The following is a 26,863-nucleotide window of genomic DNA, read 5'->3' as shown; positions in this document are numbered from 1 at the left end:
CGCGAATGATTCGGTTTATGTCACATGAAATATTGCTCAATGGAGAATATAAATATGCCTACTTTTGATTTCACACCACTATACCGCAGTGCAATTGGTTTTGAACGTCTAGCTCAGCTAGCTGAAACCGCATCTCAAACTCGTCAGTCGGGTAACAACTTTCCTCCGTACAACATCGAACAGCTTGATGAGAACAACTATCGCATCACTATGGCTGTGGCTGGTTTTGACCTAGATGAAGTAGAGATCGTGACACAAAATAACGAACTCCTTGTCAAAGGCACTAAAACGGCAGCCGAAGATAAAGACACCCGCAAATTCTTACATCGTGGTATTGCAGAACGTAACTTTGAACGTAAGTTTGAACTTGCCGACCATGTGTTTGTAAATGGCGCGGATATGAAAAACGGTCTGCTTTATATTGAACTCGAGCGTCAATTACCTGAAGCGATGAAACCTCGAAAAATTGAAATTAATGGCGCTAAGACACTGTCAGCTAAATAATTTCGACAAACAATTTCGACAAAAAATCAATTCTATTCGCTAACTGAACAAAATCAGTTGGCGAGATAGCATCCAAGATTTAAAAACTGAATTTAATAAATAGAGTGCTACTCAGTAGGCTCGACACTATAACTATGCTTTAAGGAAGATAGATTATGACAACACATTTTGATTTTACCCCATTATACCGCAGCGCTATTGGCTTTGATCGTTTTGCTCAAGTTGCAGAGCGCCTAACAGAGCAAGGTAAATGTACCGATTATCCTCGTTATAACATTGCTCAATTAGCAGATAATAAATATGAAATCACCCTTGCTGTCGCTGGTTTTGAGCTAAGCGAAATAGACATTGAAGTGAGAGTAGATGAAGTTATTATTGCAGGTAAGAAAGCGGCAAATACAGCAGGCGCAGAAAATGCTGATAGCCAGAAAGCAGCGGAATCTAAGTTCTTACATCGTGGCATTGCACTGCGTAACTTTACTCGCAAATTTGAATTAGCGGATCACATCGAAGTGAAAGGGGCTGATTTAATTAATGGCTTACTCACGCTATCGTTAGTACGTAATGTTCCTGAAGCATTGCAACCGCGAAAAATTGCAATAGGGGCGTAGTTGCTCTGATTGATATTTACTGATTAAGGCGCCGAGTGGCGCCTTTTTTGATCTTGTAAACTGTTTATATTAACGATTTAACTTACCCTAAACAACCCTCGAAAACATTACTTCCTTCTTCCGAGAATATTGATTTTACGTATTTTTTATCAAAAATAATCTTCTCAATACATTTAGCTCGCGGCGGTAATCATACTTAGATTACATAAAAAAAATCTCAAAATATAAAAAAGTTAAAATTTAATGAGAGATAGTTCACAGAGGGAAGTAAGTTTGATATTTATTTGTGTTCATAAAAAATGATCTTAAAAAACTCATTTGTATACTTATTTAACATATACGCCAAACGGTATTATTTAATGTAACAGTTTGTTTTATAGTTGTATTTTAATTTAACCTTAAGTGTGAAGTCTTAGTCATTCTTTATAGTGTACGTAATAATATACTTACCACTTGATTTAACTAATTCAAATTGAAACATATTTCAGATCACAAATTAAGTTTTTTACATTTGTAATAAAAAATACATTGGCGCAACATATACCTCAAAGGGGAGTGTGGCGGTTCGGCTGTTGATATCGATTGTCTATTTTCTTTAAATTATTTTAAATTTATTAATCAAGAGGTTATTAGAAATGATTAGAATTTTCCTTTGCTGTGCAGCAGGTATGTCTACGTCTATGGTTGTTAATAAAATGCGTAAGGCTGCTGAAGAAGCGGATATTAAAGCTGAGATTAATGCTTACTCTATTTCTGCATTCGAAACTGAAGTTAAGAACAATGATGTTTGTCTCGTCGCCCCACAAGTGAAATACAAGTTTGCTGAATTCAGTAAGCGTTGTGAAGAAGAAAATGTGGCATGTGGGCAAATTGACATGATGCAGTACGGCATGATGAAGGGCAAAGAAATTCTACAACAAGCGATTAACTTAAAAGGCTAGTGGTCGGTTGTATTAAATAATTAATCAGTGCGTGGTGTTATAGCTGCGCATTTTTTAAATGAATTCAATATACATTTTTATAAATAAGGAAGTTTTATGTCAATTATGAATTCCACCATGGATTTTGTAGAGCGAGTCATTGCGCCAGTTGCAGGCAAGGTTGCTAACCAAAAGCATATTTGCGCAATTAAAGATGGTTTCATTTCTACAATGCCATTCCTGATTGTTGGTTCTTTACTGCTGGTATTTGCTAATCCTCCTGGTACAGGTAACTGGTTCTTAGACGGCTGGCATGCAGTTGTTCAGTTCATCGGTCGCGATAACATTGTTGGCCCATTCTTTGTCAGTATGGGTATCTTCGCGCTGTACTCTTCTTACGGTATTGCATATAACTTAGCTGAGACGCTTAACACTAAAGGTGTTAGCCCAATGAACTCTGGTATGTTGTCTATGTTCTCTTTCCTACTCGCTGTTGCGCCAGCTGTTTGGGTTGGTGGCGAGCTAGGTAGTGTGATCCCTATGGCTTACTTAGGTGGTGCGGGTGCATTTACTGCTATCATTTGTGGTCTATTGGTGCCTACGTTACAAACTTTCTTGGTTGAAAAAAATATTCGTATCAAAATGCCAGAAGCGGTGCCTGAAAAAATCTCAGCGTCATTTGACCTACTTATCCCTGTAGTCGTAATGATCTTAATTGTACAAATTGTAAATGGTGTATTGGGTAACTTTGACCTTAATATTGCCACTGGCATCATGGAACTGTTCAAGCCACTTGTTTCCGCTTCTGATACCTTCTTTGCCTTTGCTCTAGCTATCTTATTAATCCAATTATTATGGTTTGCTGGTATTCACGGTGCATCAGTTGTTGGTGGCATTATTGGTCCACTACTGCTTATCAACCTAGGTGCAAACCAAGAAGCACTTGAAGCAGGTAAAGAATTACCGGCTATCTTTATCAACCCGGTGATGGACTTCTTCGTATTCGTTGGTGGTTCAGGCGGTACATTAGCACTTGTTTGTATGATGGCTCGTTCTAAATCCGCTCATTTACGTACTATCGGTAAAATGTCATTTATCCCTGGTTGTTTTAACATTAACGAACCTGTGACTTTTGGTACGCCAATCGTTATGAATCCAACCTTCTTTATCCCTTGGATTGCAGCACCATTAGTCAACGCATGTATCGTTTGGGGTGCATTCAAATTTGATTTAGTGTCTAAAGTTGTGGCTTTACCACCATGGACAATGCCTGCGCCAATCGGTGCTGTAATGTCGACGAATTCTATGTTCGCTGCCGTTATCGTTGCAACTTGTTTTACCGTGAGTGGATTAATTTTCTACCCATTCTTCAAAGCCTATGAAAAAGAATTATTAGCGCAAGAGAAATTTGAAGAAGTAGCTGAAGAAAAAGCATTATCACCAGCGACTGCAGCTTAATAAATAGCTGTAAGCATTCACAATAGCCATCTTTTACATTCAAATTTAAAGTAATAGATGGCTGATTAAAGCCCAAATTAAAATTCAAAGATTAGGAATGGATGATGGAAATTACAGAAGAATTTTTGATGACACTTTTATGCCAAGCCGGCGCAGCTCGTTCAGCAGTCATGCAAGCAATGCTAGAAGCAAGGCAGGGTGATTTCGAATCAGCAACTGCATCACTTAAAGCGGCAGATGAAGCATTAGAAGAAGTGCATAAATCACAGACCGAACTTATCAGCTTCGATGAAGGTGAAGGCAAAGTCAAAATGACGCTGATCTTAACGCATATTCAAGATCACATCATGAATGCTATGTTGTGTAAAGACCTCGCATTCGAAATCATTGAGCTGCAAAGACGAATTCAAAACGAGGACTAAATCATGTTAAAAATTACAATTATCGGTGGTGGTTCGAGTTACACACCAGAAATTATCGAAGGCTTCATTAATCGTCATCACGAACTGCCTGTAACACACATCGATTTGTTTGATATCGAGGAAGGTCGCTACAAAGTCGAGACTGTTGGCGCATTAGCAAAACGTATGATTGAAAATGCTGGACTCGATATTGAACTAAATATTGAATTTGATCGCCGTAAAGCATTAACGGGCGCTAACTATGTCTGCTCTCAGATGCGTGTCGGTATGATCCCTGCGCGTATTCAAGATGAATTATTGGGTAACAAGTACGGCATGATAGGTCAGGAAACCAATGGCATCGCCGGTTTTGCTAAGGCCATGCGTACCATTCCTGTGACCCTGTCTTTATGTAAAGACATGGAAGAGATCTGCCCTGACGCTTGGCTGATTAACTTCACTAATCCATCGGGTATCATCACTGAAACTGTACTAAAACATACCAATGTCAAAGTAATTGGCCTATGTAATGTGCCAGTGTGTACCCAGTTTGGTATTGAAGAACTGATGGGCACTAAAGATCTACAAGTGCAATTTGCTGGTCTAAATCACTTTATCCATGCATTCCATATTTGGGACCACGGTAAAGATCGTATTGGTGAATTAATCGATAAAGTTTGTTCTGGTGAAGAGTTTGCATTGCCTAAAAACTTAGGCGAAGTGACTTGGGTTCCTGAGCAATTAAAGCACTTAGGCGTACTACCGTGTGGTTATCATCAGTATTACTACAAGCAAGATGACTTAGAGCAAAAAGAAGTGAAGTCAGAAGGTTACGTTACTCGTGGTGAACAGGTTCAAGAAATTGAAACTGCACTATTCAAATTGTACGAAGATGTGAATCTTAATGTTAAACCAGCACAATTAGAAGAACGTGGCGGTGCCCATTATTCTGAAGCAGCGTGTGAATTAATTAATGCCATTCACAATGACAAGCGTACATTGATGCACGTAAATATTCGCAATAACGGTACTATTTCCGAATTACCCAATGATTGTGCAATTGAAGCGACATCTGTTATTACTTCATGTGGCCCTCAGCCGTTGAACGTTGCACCAATCACTAATCCGGCAATTCGCGGTACCTTACAATTGCAAAAAGCATTTGAAGAACTGGCTGTTGAAGCGGGTGTATTTGGTGATTATGGCGCCGCATTACAGGCATTAACAATTAATCCGTTAGTGCGTAAAGGCACTGTAACCAAGCAAATTCTGGATGAGATGATTGAACTGAATGCTAAGTATGTACCTCAGTTTAACACTAAGTAGCAGAGTGATTTATGAAACTAATCGTAAACATAGATGATTTAGGTCTAACTGAAAAAGTAAATGAGTCTGTTGTAGCATGTTTTAAAGTCGGTATTGTGCAGTCAACGACGATAATGATGAACCAACCTGCAACCGAGCATGCGATTGCATTAATCAAGCAGGGTTTAGTGCCTAATGTTGGTCTACATGTCACGCTAACCAGCGGCAAACCAATTTTAGATCCGAGCCTGGTGCCTGATTTAGTTGATAGTGATGGTTTCTTTTTAAAGCAAGATAAAGTGATCGCATCTGAGACACTCAGTTTTGACCAAGCTTATAGCGAGTTTAAAGCGCAATATGATAAAGCCATCAATGCGGGGATTAAATTAACCCATATTGATAGTCATCATTTCGCCGCAGTATTCCCGCCATATAAAGCAGCATTTATTGCTTTTGTGAATGACACGGGTATACCGGTACGCCGTGTTGATCATGTTGTTCCGGGTTGTGATGACTTAACCGTACCAACAACGGAAGCGTTTAGTGCCAAGTTCTACGACGATGGCGTTACATTGGCACGACTGCAAGCGGTGATCCTTGATTTTAGTACTCAGATCCCCAATGGCACGTTAGAGTTAATGAGTCACACCACGCTGGAGGGGGATACGCGATTGCCAACGCTTTCACGTTACGTTGATAAGCGTGTTGATGAGTTTAATATTTTGACGTCTCGAGCATTAAAAGACTGGTTAGAAATTCAGGGTATCGAATGCATAGGGTTTGATTCTCTTTAATTTAAAAATGACTAACTCACTAAAATGAATGCTCATTGCATTAAGGCAGGGGTAATGGGCATTCATCTCTTCAGTATAATGTGATAGCTAAAGTTAACCACATGTTACATTCTTTGCGATATGTTATAGATTTATGTACACTCCATACAAATCTATAGAGTATCGTATGAAACACAGTTCTTATTTTAAAAAATCAATGTTGCTTGCTAGTCTACTCAGTTGGGTTTTAGTCACGCTAATGCCTGTGCTTAACGCCAATAATAGCGTTGGTGTATGGGCGACATTGTGTACCGTCAATGGACTGGAACTGGTTCAGATCGAAAAAGGTAAACCTCAAAGTCATGAGGGGAAACCTTGTCCATTCAGTCACTTTTCTTCATTTCATGATCTTGCGTTATTAACCGCGCCAACATTGGTAGGCGTTAGCTTTTCAATCCAAGAACATTATTCGTTTTTAGCGCATAGCATGCGTTATCAATGGCAAGTACCTCGCGCACCGCCCGCAGTCCTTTCTTAACTTAAATCATCGCTGTACTCGTCACTGTACTGTTTACTGCTCTATGTCTATTTATTGCAACAGTGACTGTGAGCATACGGCGCATTCACGTGGTCAATATACCGTTAAGCTTTTGTGTTTATCGGAAATTGATGACGAAAAAAATTAGTTTATATGGATTACCATCGTTAACGCGATAGGGACTTTGTAGAAAGGAATATACAAAAATGTCGAAAACCTCTACGCCGATGAATAATAGGCCGATAAATAATGCTCCATCTCATAATGAGAGGCATGCACGTTCGAAGCATCGTTACTTTTTAACGTGGCGCTGGCACTTTTATGCTGGGCTATTTGTCGTACCGTTTATGCTGATGTTGAGCTTAACAGGTCTGGTCATGTTGTTTGATGATGAAATTGAATTTAGCCGTTACCAATCAGTATTAGAAGTCGTCCCACAAAACTCGGCTGTGGCTGTTTCTGCGCAAATGGATAATGTATTACTCGCTTATCCAGATGCAAAAATAACGCAATTCGTGCCAGCGCCAAGTTCTGATTTGGCTAACCGATTTTCCATTACCCTAGATTCTGGTAAGACGGTATTTGTGACTGTTAACCAATATAGTGGCGACATTATAGGCTCGATAGATCGCAGTGATAGTTGGTATCAACTTGCCAATGATATTCACGGTACTTTGCTGTTAGGCGATTGGGGAGATTACCTGATTGAAATAGCGGCAAGCTTGGGCGTGATCTTATTAGTGACAGGTGTTTATTTATGGATACCACGGGATAACGCCAGCAAAGCCGGCTTTCTTAAAATTAGAACGACAAATGGTCCCCGTATTTTGATGCGTGACTTACATGCCAATATTGGCGGGTTGTTGTCTTTGGTATTGTTGTTTTTCTTTATTTCCGGCTTAGCATGGGCAAGCGTTTGGGGTGGCAAGTTTGTGCAGGCGTGGAGCAGTTTTCCGGCAGAGAAATGGGATGATGTGCCACTTTCTAGCCAAAATCACGCATCAATGAATCACGGCAGTGAAGAAGAGATGCCATGGAATTTAGAACAAACGTTAATGCCTGAATCACATGATCATGCTGCGATGTTAGCAGCCATGTCAGTTACAGAAAATAGCCAGGATGGTGAGGCAGCTGATGATGCTAATATGAACATGGCAGCTAAATGGGGTGTTGATGACGTATTGGCACAAGCTAAGACACTTGGCTTTAGCCAGTTTAAAGTTAACTTTCCGCGCACTGATACAGGGGTTTATACCTTAGCGGAAAATACCATGAGCGGTGATATTACCGATCCAAGATTGGATCGAACCACGCATATCGATCAATACTCGGGCAGGGTTTTAGCCGATGTTACTTGGAACGAATATAACCCAATGGCCAAGTTTATGGCTGCCGGTATTGCCCTGCATCAAGGTGATGTAAGTGTATTGAACAAGATCGTTAATGTACTGTTTTGTTTGGCCTTTATATTTATCGCCATCTCAGGTGGAGTAATGTGGTGGATACGCCGACCTACGGGTAAAAAAGTACTTGGCGCACCGCCACGATTTGAGCATGAAGGTGTTTGGAAAGTTGGTTTAGTGACTATGATTGCATTGTCGTTTATGTTGCCAATGGCTGGAGGCACTATAGCGCTAGTACTGCTGGTTGATTGGTTAGTCATCAACCGCGTAAGTAAAGTTAAATTGGCATTGAGTTAATGCCTTAACATTTTATTAGTGCCTTAATTATTGATTATAATAGATAAAATAAAAGCCTGCTTAATCGCAGGCTTTTTGCTTTTCACTTCAAGAACAGCTAATTAAACGCTATTATGCTGGTAAACAAAGTGGCATTCTGAGCTAGTATTCAAATGAGTCCAACTCACATGCATTTAATTAAATAGCGAGGGTAGTATGTTTAAAAATATATCAGCAGCACTGGGCTTTGGTGGTGCAAAAGTAGATACCATTCTCGATCATAATGAAGTGGTTCAAGGTGCTCTGGTATCTGGACATGTAAAAGTAGTCGGCGGTAAGGTAGATCAGAGTATTGATGCGATCACTATTCGATTAATGACTAAAGTGAAGCAAGAAATTGATGGTAATGTTGAATTTGTGGATCATGTGTTGGCGCCATTCAGTATTTCAGACCCGTTTGATGCTAGGGCGGATACTGAGTATCGCTTTGATTTTGAATTTGACTTACATCCAGAAGCACCGATCACGACACTCGCGGTTGCTAACAACCAATGCGTAGTGTGGTTAGATACTCAACTTGATATCGATTATGCTATTGATGCGAGCGATAAAGACGTTATTCATGTTTTACCTTTACCTGTTATCGCTAGTATTATTCGCAAAATAATCGAAGATAAAGACTTAAAATTAGTCAAAACGGACATGGAATCAGGCACTATTTCGATGTCTGGATTTACCAATGAATCTGGCGCATATCAAGAAATAGAATTTCGTAAAAGTAGTATTTTTAGCCGAGGTGAACTCGAGCTTAGCTTTGCATTAAAAGGCGATACTATTTACGGCTTAGCCGAGATTGATCGCGTGTTAAGAGGTGATACTTATAAACGTTTTGATATCTCAATCCATGCTTCGGATGTAGAGATCGACGACTTAGTAGATTATTTAGTTTAAGTTTATTCGGTGTGAGTTCTGTGTAAATATTAATGCACAGAACTATATTTTTCTTCATTTAACTCTTCATTTAATTCTTCATTTTTATGTATTTCATTCTGCAATACCCCCCAAATTATACATCAAACAGTATAAGTATTTTCCTGCTTATAAATAATATTAGACCTCAATATGGCTGTTGTTTTTTTGTTGCAATTCAGTCTATTCCTTAGATTTATAATTATTATGGTTGAAACTATTAATTTATTTACGGCTAATTTACCTCTCGTTAACCAAAATTTAACGGTGGAACATTAACCTTTCAAAACAGTGGTTTAATCTTATATTTGTCATAAATATATGTATGGCATATTTGATTTTAACTAGACGAACTATAAAAACGGGGTTGATAGTTACAGCTCTAACTATTATAGTTGTTATTAATTGAGCGTTCAATTAACACTTATTGGCGACGTAATTAACAAAAACCAAACATGGAATGTTACTTTTTATGCCCAGACCAGTTATGAAAACCGTAAGGCAGCAACAACTGATTGACGCGACGTTGATCTCTGTTGAACGTCACGGTTTACACCACACAACTATCAATACTATTAGTGGATTCGCTGGATTGTCATCTGGCCTTATCAGCCATTATTTTGGTGGTAAACAAGGTCTGATTGAAGCAACGCTCAAATATCTACTTGAGGAACTGAAACAAGCATTATTAAGCCGCATCTTAGGTAAAAACTTATCTCCCGCGGAACGCTTGTCGATGATCGTCGAATCTAATTTCACTGAATTCCAACGCTCAACTGCAGCGACTAAAACTTGGTTAAGTTTTTGGTCTCAAGCCGCCCACGATCCGGGACTCGCGAGATTACAACACATTAACTGCCAGCGTTTGTACAGCAACCTCGCATTCTCTTTTAAACAACTCATGCCCAACGTTGAAGCTATCAACTGTGCCAAACAAACCGCGGCAATGATTGATGGTTTCTGGTTGCGAAGTGCCTTGAGCAGTTGTCCTGAACAAGAATTCGAACAAGCCCAAATTTTATGTAAAGCCTTTATCGAGGCGGTGATTACACCGCACGGAGAAAATGAATGTCGTTAATTACTTATCAGAATTATGTCCACGGACAGTCTATCGCCAATGAAACGGGCGAAACTTTTGAAGTTATCAACCCAGCCACCGGAGCGGTGAGTTATTTAGTTGAAGTTGCAGATGCAAGTGTTCAGCAAGCGGCAATTGACAGTGCAAAAGCAGGTTTTGCAATCTGGTCTAAAATGACGCCGATGGAGCGTAGCCGTATTTTATTAAAAGCCGTGGCTTTGTTACGTGAACGTAATGATGAGTTAGCTGCTATAGAAGTGCAAGACACAGGTAAACCTTGGCAAGAAGCCTCTGTGGTTGATGTTGTAACGGGTGCTGATTCAATTGAATTCTTTGCTGGTCTTGCACCAAGTATCGAAGGCAATCAACAACAGGTCGGTGATGATTTTTATTATACCCGTCGTGAGCCATTAGGCATTTGCGCTGGTATTGGCGCTTGGAACTACCCGCTACAAATCGCGTGCTGGAAAGCTGCACCGGCATTGGCTTGCGGTAATGTGATGATCTTTAAACCATCAGAAGAAACCCCACGTGGCGCGATTAAATTAGCCGAAGTATTTACTGACGCTGGCGTACCAAACGGCGTATTTAACGTTGTGCAAGGTGATGGCCGTGTTGGCGCTTGGTTAACCACACATGACGAGATTGCGAAAGTATCCTTCACTGGTGAAGTCGGCACTGGCAAGAAAGTAATGGCAGCAGCAGCGGGTTCGTTGAAACAAGTAACGATGGAATTAGGCGGTAAATCACCGTTAATCATCTTTGATGACGCCGACGTTGATAACGCGGTATCAGCTGCAATGTTAGCTAACTTTTATACCCAAGGTGAAGTATGCACCAACGGTACGCGGGTATTTGTGCAAGATGCTATTTATCCACGCTTTATCGAAAAACTACGTCAGCGCACAGAGAACAACATAATCTGTGGCGATCCGATGGATCCAGAGACTAACTTTGGTGCCTTGATCTCGAAAGATCATCAAGAAAAAGTGCTTAACTTTATTGAAATTGGTAAATCAGAAGGTGCAGAACTACTTACTGGTGGTCATGCCTTACAACCTGAAAATGCCCCGAACGGTTACTTTGTTGCGCCAACTATCTTTACTCAGTGCACAGATGAAATGACATTAAGCAAAGAAGAGATCTTTGGTCCAGTGATGTCAGTACTTACATTCTCAGATGAAGATGAAGTTGTACGTCGTGCTAATGATACTCGTTTAGGCTTAGCAGCGGGTGTATTCACCCAAGACATTACCCGGGCTCACCGTGTTATTCATCAAATGGAAGCCGGAATCTGTTGGATCAATGCGTATGGCGCATCACCTGCTGAAATGCCTGTTGGCGGTTATAAAATGTCGGGTATTGGTCGTGAAAACGGTAGCGAAACCTTAAAAGCGTATACCCAGATTAAAGCTGTGTATGTTGGTATGCAACCACTTGAAAGCCCATTTTAAGGGGCTATTTTTAAGAGGTTGTTTTAAGGCATTGTTTTAACACATGGTTTTAAGTTTTAATTTTAAGGAAAGGTTATGACTACATCACAAGGATTGTACGATTACATTATTGTTGGCGCGGGTAGTGCGGGTTGTGTATTAGCCAATCGCTTATCTGCCGATCCAGCTAACAAAGTCTTGCTGCTAGAAACGGGTGGCAGTGACAAGAGTATTTTTATTCAAATGCCAACTGCGTTATCGATACCGATGAACAGTAAAAAGTATGCATGGCAGTTTGAAACCCAAGCAGAACCTACGTTAGATAATCGCCGTATGCATTGTCCTCGTGGCAAGGTATTAGGCGGTTCGTCTTCTATTAATGGCATGGTTTACGTGCGCGGTCATGCCCGTGATTTTGATGAATGGCAGCAAGGTGGCGCCAAAAATTGGGATTATAGCAATTGCTTACCCTATTTTAAGAAAGCCGAAAGCTGGGCATTTGGCGGTGATGACTATCGTGGTGACACTGGTCCGCTTGCTGTTAATAACGGCAACAACATGAAAAACCCTTTGTATAAAGCGTTTGTGGCTGCTGGTGTTGATGCTGGTTACATGGCGACCAACGATTACAACGGTAAGCAGCAAGAGGGTTTTGGCCCGATGCACATGACCATCAAAAAGGGTGTGCGTTGGTCGACTGCAAATGCGTATCTAAGACCTGCTATGCAGCGTAGTAATTTAACTGTTATTACCCATGCTTTGGTACACAAGGTATTGTTTGAAAGTAAACAAGCCGTCGGCATTGAGTTTGAACGTAAGGGCAAATTAACGACCTTACATTGCAACAAAGAAGTGATCCTGTCTGCGGGTTCTATTGGTTCACCGCATATCCTGCAATTATCGGGTATTGGTAAAGCAAGTACGCTAGCAGAAGCGGGTATTGAGCAATTACATGAACTGCCTGGCGTTGGTGAGAACTTACAAGATCATCTTGAGTTTTACTTCCAGTTCAAATGCCTTAAACCGATTTCATTGAATGGCAAATTAGATCCATTAAATAAATTGTTTATTGGTGCGCGTTGGTTCTTCCATAAATCAGGTCTCGGCGCAACTAATCACTTTGAGTCTTGTGGTTTTATCCGTTCAAAGCCCGGTCTAGAGTGGCCAGATCTGCAGTATCACTTTTTACCTGCTGCGATGCGTTATGACGGTAAAGAAGCGTTTGCTGGGCATGGTTTTCAGGTGCACGTTGGGCATAACAAACCTAAGAGTCGTGGTTTTGTCAAAGTGGTATCGAAAGATGCACACGTGGCGCCGCATATTCAGTTTAACTACCTTTCTGCAGCTGAAGATATTGCAGCATTCCGCGCGTGTGTTCGATTAACGCGTGAGATCATCAATCAACCTGGGTTAGACGAATTCCGCGGTGAAGAGATCCAACCTGGTACCGCGATCCAAACTGATGAAGAGATCGACAGTTTTGTCAGAAGCACGGTTGAAAGTGCTTACCATCCTTCTTGCTCGTGCAAGATGGGCGAAGACGCGATGGCTGTGGTTGACTCTGAAACTAAGGTTCACGGTATCGATGGGTTAAGGGTGGTTGATTCCTCTGTTTTCCCAACCATTCCAAATGGTAATCTGAACTCACCGACTATTATGCTGGCAGAGCGCGCCGCCGACCTTATCCTTGGCAATACCATGCTTAAAGCGGATGAGGCTACGGTAGTGGTAGCGCCAGAATGGCAGACTACACAACGATTACAAGCACCAAAAAGACAACCTGCTTAATTGTTAATAAATAATATCGCTAATAAAGAATATTATTAATAAAGAGTACTGTTAATGCGTGATGAAAATGGCGCATTAGCTATTTAGGTATCTGACCAGCCTAAGCCGTTCTGGCTGAATGGTCTTTAACGCCAAACTCAATTTATCAGGGTTTAAATATCTGCAATATGATATTTAAGGTTTGAGGGTTAGTGCTATCTAAAAAGAGCCTAACTTAAACGTTGAGGTGGCTATATTAGAACACAAGAGGGATCAAACTTGTGTTTTATACAAAATTACATGGAGTTTAATTTATGATGACTAGTTGGCTTACCATAGGTATTTTATTTACCTTTGCTGCAATTGCATTTGTGATCTACCGTTGGGGTAATGTGAAATGCGTTGGTGTCACCCCCGTACGTACATTCACGTTTATCGCTATTCTATTTACCTCTGGTTTGGACGTGGGACTGATCATGTTCCCGCTGACTGAATTTGCTGGTTATGCAAATCTTGCAGCTAGTCCTGAATACAGCTTTAGTAATCCATTGGCGATTGAATTTGGGTTCTGGGCATTCTTAATTTGGGCATTCTACTTTTTAACTTGTTTCTATTTTTGTGTTATTGAACCAAGAGTAAAATTCTTTGAGATCCCACTAATCAAATTCGTCAATAACTTTATCATTATCGGTACGTGTGCCTTTACTGCTTACTTGTTACTGACTAATTTACCTTGGTATTTACCTGAATTAGGCGATGGCGAAACGATAGTGGGTAGTTTCTACCTGATTGTGTTTGTGGTTATCGCAGCTGCGGTTTATTCAAGCACCAGTATTCGTTATGTACGAATCTTAAGTTTAGCCAGTACTTGGTTGTTCTTGGGCCTTATCGTATTGATGTGGGCGGGCGCGTTCCTATCTGAAGGTTCAAGTGTGAGTGAATTCACCAAGACGTTTGCCTTGATTGGCGATTACTTTGGTAACTTGCATCACTTTGTTTTACCAATGAATGATTACCATGAATTTTACTTATTCTGGTGGTTCTCTTGGAGCATCATGATTGGTCAATTCACGTCGCGTTTTGTTGGCGGCATGAAGACTTACCAAGTACTAATTGCAATGATGGTATTCCCGTCTATTCCAATCGCAGTATGGTTCTCGGTACTTTATTACTACAGTGTTAATGAAATCGCGACAACGGGTTTCTATAACTTGGCGATGATATTAGTGGGCATCACCTTTGTGATCAACTCGTTGGATTCATTAGTACGACTGTATACTGATAATTTAAACTTAACTGTAGAACGTTTTGGTAAGGCTAAATACATCATAGGTAACGTTGCCCTGATGAGTGGCTTAACATTATTGTTCAAATTGGATTTCTTACAAATCCAGTGGGTTGGAGCATTAGCTATCGCGCTTATTCTAGGCTGTTTCGTGTATATATTAGCGAAAAAATACCAGCAGGTTGCGGCTATTGAGCAGTCACCAAAAGAGAATGAAATCGATTTTGATAAAATTGAATTGGCTAACTAACATATAAATAGTGCCTATTTTGGTAACAAGCAAAATAACGTGTAGGCGTTATTTTGTCTTTTTTATATTTGCAGTGTGAGTCGAGTTAATTTCTGTTATTGTTGCGGAAAATGACATGTTATCCATTCGGTTACCTGTTATCTATTCGGTTATCAATTTAGGCTATATTTATGGAAAAGTACGAAGAGCTATTAGTGTCATTGCGCCGTGTAATTAGGGCCATTGATATACATTCTCGCCAGTTAAATAAGCAATCAGGCTTAACCGGTCCTCAGCTTATGGTAATGCAAAATATTGCCTTGCTTGATGCGCCGTTAGCAAAAGATATTGCCAAAGAGATCGCACTCAGTGCCGCGACAGTGACAACCATTATCGACCGACTTGAAAGTCGAAATTTGGTGGTCAGAACGCGCAGTAAAACCGATAAACGTAAAGTGCACTTATCATTGAGTGATGCAGGAAAGACGCTATTAAGCAGTTCACCTAAACCACTGCAAGAGCATTTTATTACCCGTTATCAGAACCTTGAAGAATGGGAACAGAGCCAACTATTATCATCTGTCGAACGTATTGCATCTATGATGGATGCGGAAAAACTAGATGCTGCACCGGTACTATTGGTTGGCCAAATACAGGCCGAAGAGTAATGTAATTACTTGACTGATTTTACCCTGTTTTAATCATTATTTATAAATGCTTACCGTAAATGTTTTTAAGAATTTTGTACGGATGTTTACGGTTTTTGGTACTTATTTAAGCTTTTAGCAGCAATTTACTGTAGTATTGCTGATACTTCATAACAATAATAAGGATATTATTAATATGCGGAAGACTTTCGCTACGACCCTACTTATCGCTTCAACCTCTCTTTCTACCTTCGCTAATGCTAGTGAATGCGGCACTGTTACTATTGCTGACATGAACTGGAATTCAGCTACCTTAATCGCTAATATCGACCGCTTCATTCTCGAGCATGGCTTTGATTGTGACGCCGAACTTGTCCCTGGTGATACCATGCCAACGGGCACGGCTATGATTGAAAAAGGTCAGCCTGATATTGCCCCAGAATTCTGGAGTAACTCGATGAAATCGGCGCTTGATCAAGGCGTTGCAGATGGGCGTATTCGTTATGCTGGTGTCACCCTTAGCGATGGCGGTGAAGAAGGTTTTTGGGTTCCTGCCTATATGGTTGAGAAAGACCCAAGCTTAGCCACTATTGCTGGCATTAAAGCTAATGCAAAATTATTTAAACACCCAGAAGACCCTAGTAAATCTGCCTTTATGGGTTGCCCTGCCGGTTGGAATTGCCAAATTTCAACATCACAACTCTTTGACGCGATGAATCTTGCTGATTCTGGCTTTGATTTAATTGACCCAGGTTCAGGCGCTGGTTTGTCAGGTTCGATTGCCAAAGCCTATGAGCGCGAAGAAGCTTGGTTTGGTTATTACTGGGCGCCGACCGCTGTATTGGGTAAATACAAAATGGTTAAGGTTGATTTTGGTACCGGTATAGATGAAAAACATTTCAAAGAATGTATCACCCAAAATGATTGCTTAACACCGAAAGCAACCATGTATCCGCCATCTGCAGTAGACTCTGTTGTGACAGAAGAATTTGCGGCTAGAGCACCTGAAGTCATGGCTTATCTTGCTGCCCGCTCGTTCCGTAATGCGCAGATGAATGAGTTACTTGCTTGGATGGAAGATCAACAAGCTGACGGTGAATACAGTGTTGAACACTTTATTACCAACTATGAAGATACCTGGTCACAGTGGGTTGATTCAGCTACCGCGAAAAAAATCAAGAAAGCAGTCTCAGAGCTATAGCCTTTCACTATACCCGACTACTTCAGCATGCAGATTGTGCATTTGCAGTAGCTTGGGTATATATAGCCCGAGCGATTCGGGCTTTTTCATCTTAGGAAACAAATCATATGTCAGACAGTTCATGGCTTTCGGAAATACCGCAGCTAGATCGTCACCAATTACTTGATATTAGAAAAACATTGGATGGCGCTTATCGCGGTTTTTCGCGTGAATACGGTGATAGTATTGAAGCATTCTTTGATCCTTTACTTACTTTTCTTATTTGGTTTGAAAAATTATTACTTGGCAGCCCTTGGTGGTTAGTGGTTGCTGTATTAGCGGTATTTGCTTATGTCGCGAGTCGCTCATGGAAATTAACTTTAGGCGTTGCAGTTGCCTTTTTCCTCATTGGCTTCTTTGGTATGTGGGACAACACCATGCGTACCATGAGTATTATTCTAGTCTCCACTTTACTCGCCATACTCATTGGTATTCCAATTGGGATCGCGATGTCACGCTCTGACCGCGTGCAGTCAACTGTGACCCCCATTCTCGATATTATGCAAACCATGCCCGCTTTTGTGTACTTGATCCCAGTGGTGATGTTATTAGGTATCGGTAAAATTCCCGGCGTTATCGCCGTTATTATTTACGCCGTGCCGCCAGTGATCCGGCTAACCAATTTAGGTATACGTCTTGTTGACAAAGAAGTATTAGAGGCCGCAACGGCTTATGGTGCCAGTCCTACGCAACGTTTGTTTGGCGTGCAGTTACCACTGGCCATGCCTAATATTATGGCGGGTATTAACCAGACCATTATGATGGCGCTTGCTATGGTAGTTATCGCGTCGATGATTGGTGTGAAAGGCTTAGGTCAACCGGTATTGAAATCAATTACCAACCAATACTTCACCCTTGGCTTGATGAATGGTTTAGCGATTGTTGCATTAGCGATTATCTTTGATCGGATCTCGCAAAGTTATGCAAAACGTACATTACAAAATTTAGGAGGGCACTAATATGAATTCGCATAACAAGAGCAGTTCAACTGACATTAATTGTCCGAGTAAAAGTCCGTTAATTCGTATTAAGAATTTATACAAAATTTTTGGTAAAGATGAAAAAAAGATACTCGAACAAGTTAAAGCCGGTAAATCAAAAGATGCCATCTTAGCTGAGACCGGTCATACCGTTGGTTTATCGAATATTAATCTGGATGTTTATCCGGGGGAAATATTCGTGATCATGGGCTTGTCAGGTTCAGGTAAATCAACCTTGATCCGCCATTTTAACCGCTTGATAGAACCGACATCCGGTGAGATAGAAGTCGCGGGCAGTGATGTCATGCAACTAACGAGTAAAGACCTACAAGATTTCCGTCGTCATAAAATGTCGATGGTATTCCAACGTTTTGGACTGATGCCACACCGTACCGTATTAGAAAATATTGGTTATGGTTTGCAAGTACAGGGCGTTAAAAAGGTTGAATGGAAACAGAAGGCAACAGAGTGGTTGGAAACCGTAGGATTAGATGGTTATGCCAATCAATATCCAGGACAACTGTCTGGTGGACAGCAGCAACGTGTCGGTTTAGCCCGCGCACTGTGTACCGATGCTGATATCCTGTTAATGGATGAAGCATTTTCAGCACTGGATCCGTTGATCCGCAGTGAAATGCAAGACCAGCTGATTGAACTGCAAGAAAAACTGCATAAAACCATTATCTTTATTACCCATGATCTTGATGAAGCATTACGCTTAGGTGATCGCATTGCAATTTTGCGTGATGGGGTATTAGTGCAACAAGGTGAACCGGTTGATATTTTGCTTAATCCGGTTGATGACTATGTTGAAGCCTTTGTTAAAGATGTAAACCGTGCGCGTGCATTGACGGTGGAAACCGTGATGCAGCCGCAAATCTGCCGTATTTCGGCAGAAACAATCGGTGAAGCTGTTTTACAAATGCGTAAGTCAAAACAAGATTATGGCTATGTCGTAAACGAAGACGGTTATCAAGGGGTGCTTACCCAAGATACTTTAGACGGTGTCGATAAAAATGATTACAGCAATGTCCTTGATGCGTCGTTATTAGATGACGTACCAGCGGTACAAAGTGATGCGTTAATCGAAACGGTTATTCCTGAAATGCTGGATAATATATTGCCATTACCGGTATTGAATATTGATGGTGAAGTCGAAGGCAATCTGTGTCGTTCTACACTGGCAGATGTATTAAGTGATCAGCCTAGCGTGGAGGAGGACAAGGACAAGAAGTCAACTTACGCTTAATACGACGGCATTATGATGTGGTATTACGAGTAAGTTAAATATAAAAATGCCCATTACGCTCGGTCGAGGTAATGGGCATTAACTAATATCAATAACCAGTATCAATAATCAATAAATGATCGAAATCAATTAACGCTAATATATTCTATTGAATGATAAGGATGTTAGTGGGTAATTGACTAAAGTCATTCGCTAGTATTAACAGACTATTTACTATACTCCTTATGGACAGCAACTTATTCCTCATGAGTTGCAAATTAGGGGACGATTATTGTGGTTATTTTTAACTCTTTAGTGAATAAAAAAACTATATTTCAGCAAGACATACTTAAGAAAGGAGCCTTAGCTGCTATCACTGTGCTGCTGTTGATGGTCACTTTTTTTATTCCGCCAAGTTATGCGCTGTTTGTTAGTCCCCCCAAAGATCCTATGCCGTTTATTCAGGCGCAATTCCCCGATGCCACTGCGATTTCGGATAAAACCCCAACCAAAGTCGGTGGTTACCCTATCTGGACAGTACGTAAAAACGATGAAGTTTTAGGTTATGCTTTTGAAACCAACGATATTGCTAAGATCCCTGCTTATTCTGGTGAACCCGTCAATATGCTGGTGGCTATCGATCCACAAGGTGCCTACCTCACGGCCAAAGTATTAGAACATCATGAACCGATTATTCTTGCTGGTATTCCTGAGAGCAAGTTATGGGCTTTCACGGATCAATATGCTGGTTTATCCGTGCGCGATAGATTAAAGGTCGGTGGTAATAAGAACGAAGGCTACATCGCCATTGATGGTCTTTCCGGCGCTACTGTTACTGTTATGGTGATGAATGTTGGCATCACCAAATCGGCCAAAAAAGTCGCGCAAGCACTGGCTATTATCGAAACGTCCAACGGTATTATCCAACCTATTTCAACCATAAAAACTGAATTATTTACCGCCGCTGATTGGACTCAGTTAACGGGTGATGGCTCTATTCGTAAGTTATATCTGGATCGTAACGCGGTTGATAACAGTTTTGAAGGGACTGCTGCAGAGTACGTAGATGAAGCCAGTGCTGATGAAAAACAAGATATGTTTGCCGAGATCTATTACACCCTTGTTGATATTCCCACCATAGGTAAAAACTTGTTTAGCGCGACTGATTACCAATGGTTAACCGATCCCCTGAAACCGGGTGAGCATTTGATCGGGGTATTTGGTAATGGTTACTCATTTAAAGGTTCGGGTTATGTGCGCGGCGGTATTTTTGACCGTATCCAAATCCATCAGCAAGACAATGCTATTTCATTTCGAGACTTACAGCATGAGCGGGTGACCGATATATTCATTGCTGGCGCGCCAACGTTCAAAGAAATGTCAGTATTTAAAATCGAAGCGCATCACGAGTTTGATCCCGGTGCTGAATGGGCGTTCGAGTTGTTAGTTCGTCGTCAAACCGGCCCTGTAGACAGCTTATTTAACAGCTTTAAAGGCCAGTATGCCATGCTGGAAAAATATGTTGATACCCCGCCTGCAATTATGCCAGAACCCGAATTAACCCTGACTCAGCAAGTATGGCAAGAACGTCATACCGAGGTCGTGCTCCTGATTGCTTTACTCATCGTATTATTACTGATCTTGTTCTTCCAAGATGTGTTGGTTAGACATCCTAAATTTATGCATAACTTACGTCATGGTTTTCTGGTCGTCACCGTGGTACTCATCGGTTGGTCGTGGGGTGGGCAGTTATCCATTGTTAATGTGTTTACCTTTTTACAAGCGCTGATGCATGACTTTTCATGGGATCTATTTTTGCTTGACCCGATCATCTTTATTTTGTGGTGCGCAGCAGCTGTCACCATGTTGTTGTGGGGACGGGCGGTTTATTGTGGCTGGTTATGCCCGTTTGGTGCTTTGCAAGAATTGGTGAATGTGTTTGGTCGGTTTATTAAATTACCGCAACTGGAATTACCTTATGCCGTGCATGAACGTTTGTGGGCAATCAAATATCTGATCTTATTGGCTCTGTTTGGTATGTCGCTAGATTCATTAGCGATGGCGGAGCAGTTTGCGGAAATCGAACCATTTAAAACCACCTTTTTATTAAAATTTGATCGGGAATGGCCATTTATTGCCTGGGCAAGTCTGATGATCTTAACTAGCCTTGTTAATCGTAAAACATTTTGTCGCTATTTATGCCCGTTAGGCGCGGCTTTATCTGTGCCTAGCAAACTGAGTTTATTCCAGTGGCTTAAACGCCGTTCTGAATGTGGTCAACCTTGTAAAACATGTGCCAAAGAGTGTGAAATTCAAGCCATACAGCCAAATGGTGTGATCAACATGCGTGAGTGCCATTACTGTCTGGATTGTCAGGTGACGTATTTCAATGAGGAAAAATGCCCACCCTTGAAAAAATTGGCAAGAAAGAAAAGAAAAATCAGTGATGAGCAAATCATTGCCATTACCAACACTGAATAAAAAATGGAATAAAGAGCACTTAATCAAAAATCGAATAAAGAACACCTAGTCGCAGCAAAATAAAACAATTTTAATATCACGGAGAGTCTTATGATTGATAATAAAAAAAACGACAATATTGAAGTATCGGAAGAAACAACCCTAGAAAATGCTGATCGCCGTAGTTTATTTAGCAAAACCGCTATGTTAGGTGCGGGCGCTGTATTAGCCCCTATGTCCGCGGCAATGTTTTCATCAATGGCGCAAGCCAAGCGTGTTGAATATGCCAATAGCCCAGTAGTACATCCTGGCGAACTGGATGAGTATTATGGTTTCTGGAGTGGTGGTCATTCTGGCGAAGTCCGTATCATGGGTGTACCTTCAATGCGTGAATTAATGCGTATTCCTGTGTTTAATATTGATAGTGCGACAGGTTGGGGTTTAACAAACGAAAGTAAACGTATTAAAGGTGACAGTGCCCATCTGTTGGCGGGTGATTCACATCATCCTCACATGAGTATGACTGACGGCCGTTATAACGGTAAGTATGTGTTCATTAATGACAAAGCCAATTCTCGTGTTGCCCGTATCCGCTGTGATGTGATGAAAACGGACAAGATGATTACGGTGCCTAACGTGCAAGCTATTCATGGCTTGCGGGTACAAAAAGTGCCGCACACCAAATATGTGATCTGTAATGGTGAATTCGAAATTCCAATGAATAATGATGGTAAAGCATCAATGGAAGACGTAAGCACATACCGTTCATTGTTCAATGTCATTAATGCAGAAACCATGGAAATGGCTTTCCAAGTAATGGTCGACGGTAATCTAGATAATACCGATGCTGATTATGACGGTAAATATTTCGCATCAACTTGTTATAACTCTGAAATGGGCATGAGCTTAGGGGAAATGATTTCTGCTGAGCGCGACCATGTGGTGGTATTCAGTTTAGCGCGTTGTGAAGCGGCGCTAAAAGCCGGTAAATTTAAAACCTACAATGGTAATGATGTGCCAGTACTTGATGGCCGTAAAGGCTCTGATCTTACCCGTTATATCCCAGTGCCAAAATCACCACACGGAATGAATACCTCACCAAATGGTAAATATTTTGTCGCTAATGGTAAGTTATCGCCAACGGTATCTATTATTGCCATTGATAAACTTGATGCCTTGTTTGATGACAAAATTGAACCACGCGATAGCATAGTGGCAGAGCCGGAACTGGGGTTAGGTCCACTGCATACTGCCTTTGATAACCGTGGTTTTGCTTATACAACTTTATTCCTTGATAGCCAAATTGCCAAATGGGATGTCGAAGAAGCGATCCGTGCGCACAACGGCGAAAAAGTGAATTACATTAAGCAAAAACTCGATGTGCATTATCAACCAGGTCATAACCATACATCACAAGGTGAGACCCGTGATGCTGATGGCAAATGGTTAGTGTCTTTATGTAAATTCTCGAAAGACCGTTTCTTACCTGTGGGTCCTTTACGTCCTGAAAATGATCAGTTAATTGATATTTCCGGTGATGAAATGAAATTGGTACACGATGGTCCGGCATTCGCAGAACCACATGACTGTATTATGGTGCACCGTAGTAAAGTGAAACCACAGAAACTGTGGACCCGTGATGATCCTATGTTCGCAGACACAGTAGCAATGGCGAAAGCTGATGGTGTTAATCCGATGTCGGATAACAAAGTTATTCGTGATGGTAACAAGGTACGTGTGTACATGACCTCTGTTGCGCCTGTGTATGGCATGAATGAGTTCAGAGTCAAGTTAGGTGATGAGGTGACGGTTGTGGTTACTAACTTGGATATGGTTGAAGACGTTACTCATGGCTTCTGCATGACCAATCACGGTGTGCAGATGGAGATTGGTCCACAAGCGACAGCTTCAGTCACCTTTATAGCCGACAAACCTGGTGTGCAATGGTATTACTGTAATTGGTTCTGTCATGCTTTACACATGGAAATGCGTGGTCGTATGCTCGTTGAAGCATAACGTTAATAAAGGCGATAAGGCATAGACCTGTAATAGGTTAAGTCTTATTAAATAACAGGGAGTCGCACAGTGAAGACTCCCTGTTATTATCTTTTTATGACTGAAAAGAGAATGTTAATGGCTAAACATGCATTTACCGTATTAGCGTGGTTTATATTATTGCTCAGTGTGCCATTGGCTGTTTTGGCGAAAAACATTCATGTTACTCCTGATGACGATCTCCAAGCCTCGTTAAATCGTGCTGATGATGGCGACGTTGTCATTATTGCAGCGGGCGAATACATCGGTAATTTCATCGTTAATCAAGGCATCACTGTTAGTGGTGAAATAGGCAGTACTGCTGGTGAAACAGAGAGCCTAGCGGGTGCAAATCGCGCGGTGATTAATGCTAACGGTGTAGGTCATGGCATTGAGTTACGCAATTCAAATATTACTATTAAAAACCTGACTATTATTAACTGGGGCAGAGACTTAACAGAGCAGGACTCGGGTATTTATACCGACAAAAAGTCCACTAACATCACAGTGCAAGACAATACGCTAACGGGTGATGGTTTCGGTATCTGGGTGCAACGCAGCCAAGATGTATTAATCAAGCACAATCGAATCTCAGGTAATGCCAAATTGCGTACCGCTGATCGCGGCAATGGTATTCAGCTTTCTATGGTGACCAAGGCCTTAGTCGAAGGTAATACGGTAAGCGAGACCCGTGATGGTCTGTATGTTATTTCCAGCCAAGATAATGAACTCAGAAATAATACCCTGCATGATCTGCGCTTTGGGGTGCATTACATGTATTCGCATAATAACAAGGTAGTGAATAACTTCTCATATAACGCCCGAGTGGGTTATGCCTTAATGAGCTCGCGTAAATTAATCGTGTCGGGAAACCGCAGTTTGAATACCGAAGACTATGGCTTTTTACTTAATTTCATTACCTTTTCGGAGATCTCCAACAATCACGTAAAAGACGTTTGGACCAAGCCTGAAAACAAGGTGTTAGGACGTGATGGTAAAGGGCTATTCATCTACAACTCAGGTTACAACACCATCAAATACAATACTGTTGATACTGCCGAGATTGGTATTCATTTAACCGCGGGTTCTGAGAATGTAAAAGTATATGGTAACAACTTTATTAATAACCCCATTCAAGTGAAATACGTGTCCAATAAACGTCAAGAATGGAGTGTTGATGGCATCGGTAATTACTGGAGTAATTATCTCGGTTGGGACTTAAATGGTGACGGCAAAGGTGATACCGCATTTGAACCGAATGACGGTATTGATAAGATGGTATGGGAATACCCTGAGGCGAAAGTGTTACTCGATAGTCCGGCGGTATTGTTATTACGTTGGGTACAAAATCAATTTCCGATATTAAAACCCGGCGGTGTAAAAGACAGTCACCCATTAATGATGCAGAGCCGTATTGCCAGCATTGTTGATTCAGGCAGCGCGGCAGTTAATAACGACTCTTTAACCAAGAATATTTTCACAAAAAATAGCGAGGCAACAGACTCATTATGACCTCTTCAATTGTAGCAATGACCAATGTCAGTAAGCATTTTCAGCAATTAAAAGCATTAAACAACATTTCCCTTCAGCTTGCAGAAGGTGAAGTACTGGGGTTGTTTGGCCACAACGGTGCCGGCAAAACCACCATGATGAAAGTTATCTTAGGTATTGAAAAAGCCAGCAGTGGTGATGTCACTATTTTTGGTCGAGATCCGCAGTCAAAACAAGCCTGGCAAGATCGTCGCCATATCGGTTACCTGCCTGAAAATGTGAGTTTTTATGACCATCTCACTGGCGTGGAAGTATTACGTTATTTTGCCAAATTAAAGTCGGTGCCACGGAGTCAAGTTGCTGAGTTGCTGGCGTTAGTAGGCTTGACCCATGCGATGCAACGTCAGGTTAAAACCTATTCGAAAGGCATGCGCCAACGATTAGGTTTAGCGCAAGCTTTTCTTGGTGAGCCTAAATTGTTGTTACTTGATGAACCTACAGTGGGTCTCGATCCCACTGCAACCCAAGAGTTTTATCATTCGGTAGACAGCTTAAAGCAGCGTGGTGCCAGTATTATTTTATGCTCTCACGTATTACCAGGTGTTGAACAACATATCGAACGGGCGATGATCTTATCGGGCGGACAAGCTATTGCGATTGGCAGTTTGGCACAATTACGTCAACAAGCCCGTTTACCGGTGATTATTCAGACTCGGGGTATCAGTACGCAATTAAGTGCCGATCCGCTATTAACCCCTTTCATCCAAGAAAACGGTAGTTTACATGTGCAAGAGCATGAAAAAATTAGTGTGTTAAAGCAGGTCATGGCGTATGACGGTATACTTGATATCAGTGTCGAACCGGCTAGTTTAGAGCAGTTGTATCAGCATTATTTGGCTCATGCTAGCGCTATTCAAAGTTTGTCTAGTACAGCTGTAAAGCTTGCTGAAACGGCTAATGCAGCTGTTAGTGTCACTGTGACTGCAACGAAAGGAGTCGTATCATGAGTGCTATTTTAGCAGTTGCTACAAAAGAGTTTCAAGACGGGTTAAGAAACCGTTGGTTTGTGTCTATTACCGCGGTGTTTGCTATTTTATCGTTAGGCTTGAGTTATTACGGCGCGGCGGCATCGGGTGGTGAGGGGGGCGCTTCGCTGTCTTCAACGATTGCTAGTTTATCTAGCCTTGCAGTATTTTTGATCCCACTTATTGCATTATTACTGAGTTACGACAGCTTTGTCGGCGAGCAGGAAGCGGGCACCTTACTGTTGCTACTGACGTATCCGCTCAGTAAGGGACAACTGTTACTGGGCAAGTTTGTCGGCCAAGGCGCCATTATTACCTTAGCGACGGTACTGGGTTTTGGCAGTGCTGCCGTTATGATTGGCTTGCAATCTGGATTTGAGGGAGTGTTTGCTGCCTTTGGATTATTCATTGTCACTGCAACCTTGCTTGGGCTGGTATTTATCAGCGTGGCTTACGTGATAAGCATTGCGGTGAATGAGAAATCAAAAGCCGCTGGTATCGCCTTATTGGTGTGGTTTTTCTTTGTATTGGTATTTGATTTGGCGTTACTGGCGGCGTTAGTGGGGGTCGATGATGGTTTGACTCAACAAGGGCTAGTCAATGTGATGATGTTTAATCCTGCCGATGTGTTTCGCTTAATTAACCTAGCGGCGCTAGATAGCGGCGATGTCAATGGCGTGATTGCGGTGGCGATTAACTCTAGCCAATCTATCTCGGTGTTAATGACGATCATGGTGGCGTGGGTCCTCGTGCCTTTAACGGTGGCGAGAGTTGTGTTTGCCAATAAGAAACTTTAGCTCAATAGCAT

The 26,863-nt window shown here is 41.4% G+C and carries 23 protein-coding genes; all 23 read left to right on the top strand.

Annotated elements, in window-relative coordinates; translation table 11 throughout:
• The first annotated feature begins 54 nt into the window (after nucleotides 1-54).
• The 23 genes from CXF93_RS14640 (at nucleotide 55) to CXF93_RS14530 (ending at nucleotide 26,852) form a co-directional block, all read left to right on the top strand.
• Entirely contained in the window at nucleotides 55-504 is a 450-nt protein-coding gene (locus CXF93_RS14640; RefSeq protein ID WP_101063212.1) for an Hsp20 family protein, read from the top strand.
• 155 nt (nucleotides 505-659) lie between these two features.
• Nucleotides 660-1,115 carry an Hsp20 family protein gene (locus tag CXF93_RS14635; protein ID WP_101063211.1) on the top strand — a complete coding sequence of 152 codons (456 nt, stop codon included), beginning with the start codon at nucleotides 660-662 and terminating at the stop codon, nucleotides 1,113-1,115.
• A gap of 635 nt (nucleotides 1,116-1,750) precedes the next feature.
• Nucleotides 1,751-2,056: a PTS sugar transporter subunit IIB gene (locus CXF93_RS14630; RefSeq protein WP_101063210.1), complete on the top strand. Its 306-nt coding sequence runs from the start codon at nucleotides 1,751-1,753 to the stop codon at nucleotides 2,054-2,056.
• Nucleotides 2,057-2,152: 96 nt separating this feature from the next.
• A complete protein-coding gene (locus CXF93_RS14625; protein WP_101063209.1) occupies nucleotides 2,153-3,493 on the top strand; it encodes a PTS sugar transporter subunit IIC in 1,341 nt (446 codons plus the stop codon).
• Nucleotides 3,494-3,594: 101 nt separating this feature from the next.
• Nucleotides 3,595-3,915, top strand: a complete 321-nt coding sequence (locus CXF93_RS14620) for a PTS lactose/cellobiose transporter subunit IIA (RefSeq protein ID WP_232784226.1) — start codon at nucleotides 3,595-3,597, stop codon at nucleotides 3,913-3,915.
• 3 nt (nucleotides 3,916-3,918) lie between these two features.
• The gene (locus CXF93_RS14615; protein ID WP_101063207.1) at nucleotides 3,919-5,220 is read left to right on the top strand and encodes a 6-phospho-beta-glucosidase; all 1,302 of its coding nucleotides are present in this window, start codon (nucleotides 3,919-3,921) and stop codon (nucleotides 5,218-5,220) included.
• An 11-nt stretch (nucleotides 5,221-5,231) separates the two neighbouring features.
• On the top strand, nucleotides 5,232-5,993 hold the full coding sequence (locus CXF93_RS14610) for a carbohydrate deacetylase (protein WP_101063206.1): 762 nt from the start codon (nucleotides 5,232-5,234) through the stop codon (nucleotides 5,991-5,993).
• A gap of 166 nt (nucleotides 5,994-6,159) precedes the next feature.
• Nucleotides 6,160-6,510, top strand: coding sequence for a hypothetical protein (locus CXF93_RS14605; RefSeq protein WP_101063205.1), 351 nt, complete (start codon nucleotides 6,160-6,162; stop codon nucleotides 6,508-6,510).
• A gap of 206 nt (nucleotides 6,511-6,716) precedes the next feature.
• Nucleotides 6,717-8,210, top strand: coding sequence for a PepSY domain-containing protein (locus tag CXF93_RS14600; protein WP_198551664.1), 1,494 nt, complete (start codon nucleotides 6,717-6,719; stop codon nucleotides 8,208-8,210).
• Between the two features lie 195 nt (nucleotides 8,211-8,405).
• The gene (locus tag CXF93_RS14595) at nucleotides 8,406-9,140 is read left to right on the top strand and encodes a sporulation protein (RefSeq protein ID WP_101063204.1); all 735 of its coding nucleotides are present in this window, start codon (nucleotides 8,406-8,408) and stop codon (nucleotides 9,138-9,140) included.
• Between the two features lie 490 nt (nucleotides 9,141-9,630).
• A complete protein-coding gene (gene betI / locus CXF93_RS14590; RefSeq protein ID WP_101063203.1) occupies nucleotides 9,631-10,236 on the top strand; it encodes a transcriptional regulator BetI in 606 nt (201 codons plus the stop codon).
• Complete coding sequence (gene betB, locus CXF93_RS14585; protein WP_101063202.1) at nucleotides 10,227-11,690, top strand: betaine-aldehyde dehydrogenase; 1,464 nt, start codon at nucleotides 10,227-10,229, stop codon at nucleotides 11,688-11,690. Before betI ends, betB begins: the two co-directional genes overlap by 10 nt.
• Before the next feature lie 75 nt (nucleotides 11,691-11,765).
• Nucleotides 11,766-13,457, top strand: a complete 1,692-nt coding sequence (gene betA, locus CXF93_RS14580) for a choline dehydrogenase (RefSeq protein ID WP_101063201.1) — start codon at nucleotides 11,766-11,768, stop codon at nucleotides 13,455-13,457.
• A 296-nt stretch (nucleotides 13,458-13,753) separates the two neighbouring features.
• Nucleotides 13,754-14,971: a BCCT family transporter gene (locus tag CXF93_RS14575; RefSeq protein WP_101063374.1), complete on the top strand. Its 1,218-nt coding sequence runs from the start codon at nucleotides 13,754-13,756 to the stop codon at nucleotides 14,969-14,971.
• A 170-nt stretch (nucleotides 14,972-15,141) separates the two neighbouring features.
• Nucleotides 15,142-15,618, top strand: coding sequence for a MarR family winged helix-turn-helix transcriptional regulator (locus CXF93_RS14570; protein ID WP_017221247.1), 477 nt, complete (start codon nucleotides 15,142-15,144; stop codon nucleotides 15,616-15,618).
• 175 nt (nucleotides 15,619-15,793) lie between these two features.
• Nucleotides 15,794-16,798, top strand: a complete 1,005-nt coding sequence (locus CXF93_RS14565) for an ABC transporter substrate-binding protein (protein WP_101063200.1) — start codon at nucleotides 15,794-15,796, stop codon at nucleotides 16,796-16,798.
• A 107-nt stretch (nucleotides 16,799-16,905) separates the two neighbouring features.
• Complete coding sequence (locus CXF93_RS14560; RefSeq protein ID WP_101063199.1) at nucleotides 16,906-17,796, top strand: proline/glycine betaine ABC transporter permease; 891 nt, start codon at nucleotides 16,906-16,908, stop codon at nucleotides 17,794-17,796.
• A gap of 1 nt (nucleotide 17,797) precedes the next feature.
• Nucleotides 17,798-19,066, top strand: a complete 1,269-nt coding sequence (locus tag CXF93_RS14555) for a glycine betaine/L-proline ABC transporter ATP-binding protein (RefSeq protein WP_101063198.1) — start codon at nucleotides 17,798-17,800, stop codon at nucleotides 19,064-19,066.
• Between the two features lie 273 nt (nucleotides 19,067-19,339).
• Nucleotides 19,340-21,526 carry a transcriptional regulator NosR gene (gene nosR / locus CXF93_RS14550; RefSeq protein ID WP_101063197.1) on the top strand — a complete coding sequence of 729 codons (2,187 nt, stop codon included), beginning with the start codon at nucleotides 19,340-19,342 and terminating at the stop codon, nucleotides 21,524-21,526.
• A 90-nt stretch (nucleotides 21,527-21,616) separates the two neighbouring features.
• On the top strand, nucleotides 21,617-23,521 hold the full coding sequence (gene nosZ, locus CXF93_RS14545) for a TAT-dependent nitrous-oxide reductase (protein WP_101063196.1): 1,905 nt from the start codon (nucleotides 21,617-21,619) through the stop codon (nucleotides 23,519-23,521).
• Between the two features lie 117 nt (nucleotides 23,522-23,638).
• Nucleotides 23,639-25,051, top strand: a complete 1,413-nt coding sequence (locus tag CXF93_RS14540; RefSeq protein WP_101063373.1) for a nitrous oxide reductase family maturation protein NosD — start codon at nucleotides 23,639-23,641, stop codon at nucleotides 25,049-25,051.
• Nucleotides 25,048-26,037 (top strand): ABC transporter ATP-binding protein, encoded by a 990-nt coding sequence (locus tag CXF93_RS14535; RefSeq protein ID WP_101063195.1) that lies wholly within the window; start codon nucleotides 25,048-25,050, stop codon nucleotides 26,035-26,037. Before CXF93_RS14540 ends, CXF93_RS14535 begins: the two co-directional genes overlap by 4 nt.
• Nucleotides 26,034-26,852 carry an ABC transporter permease gene (locus tag CXF93_RS14530; protein ID WP_101063194.1) on the top strand — a complete coding sequence of 273 codons (819 nt, stop codon included), beginning with the start codon at nucleotides 26,034-26,036 and terminating at the stop codon, nucleotides 26,850-26,852. The genes CXF93_RS14535 and CXF93_RS14530 overlap by 4 nt, the downstream gene beginning before the upstream one ends.
• Nucleotides 26,853-26,863: the final 11 nt, after the last annotated feature.

The organism is Moritella sp. Urea-trap-13 (assembly GCF_002836355.1).
In the GTDB taxonomy this organism is placed as follows: Bacteria; Pseudomonadota; Gammaproteobacteria; order Enterobacterales; family Moritellaceae; genus Moritella.
This window is presented reverse-complemented; position numbering and strand designations above follow the sequence as displayed.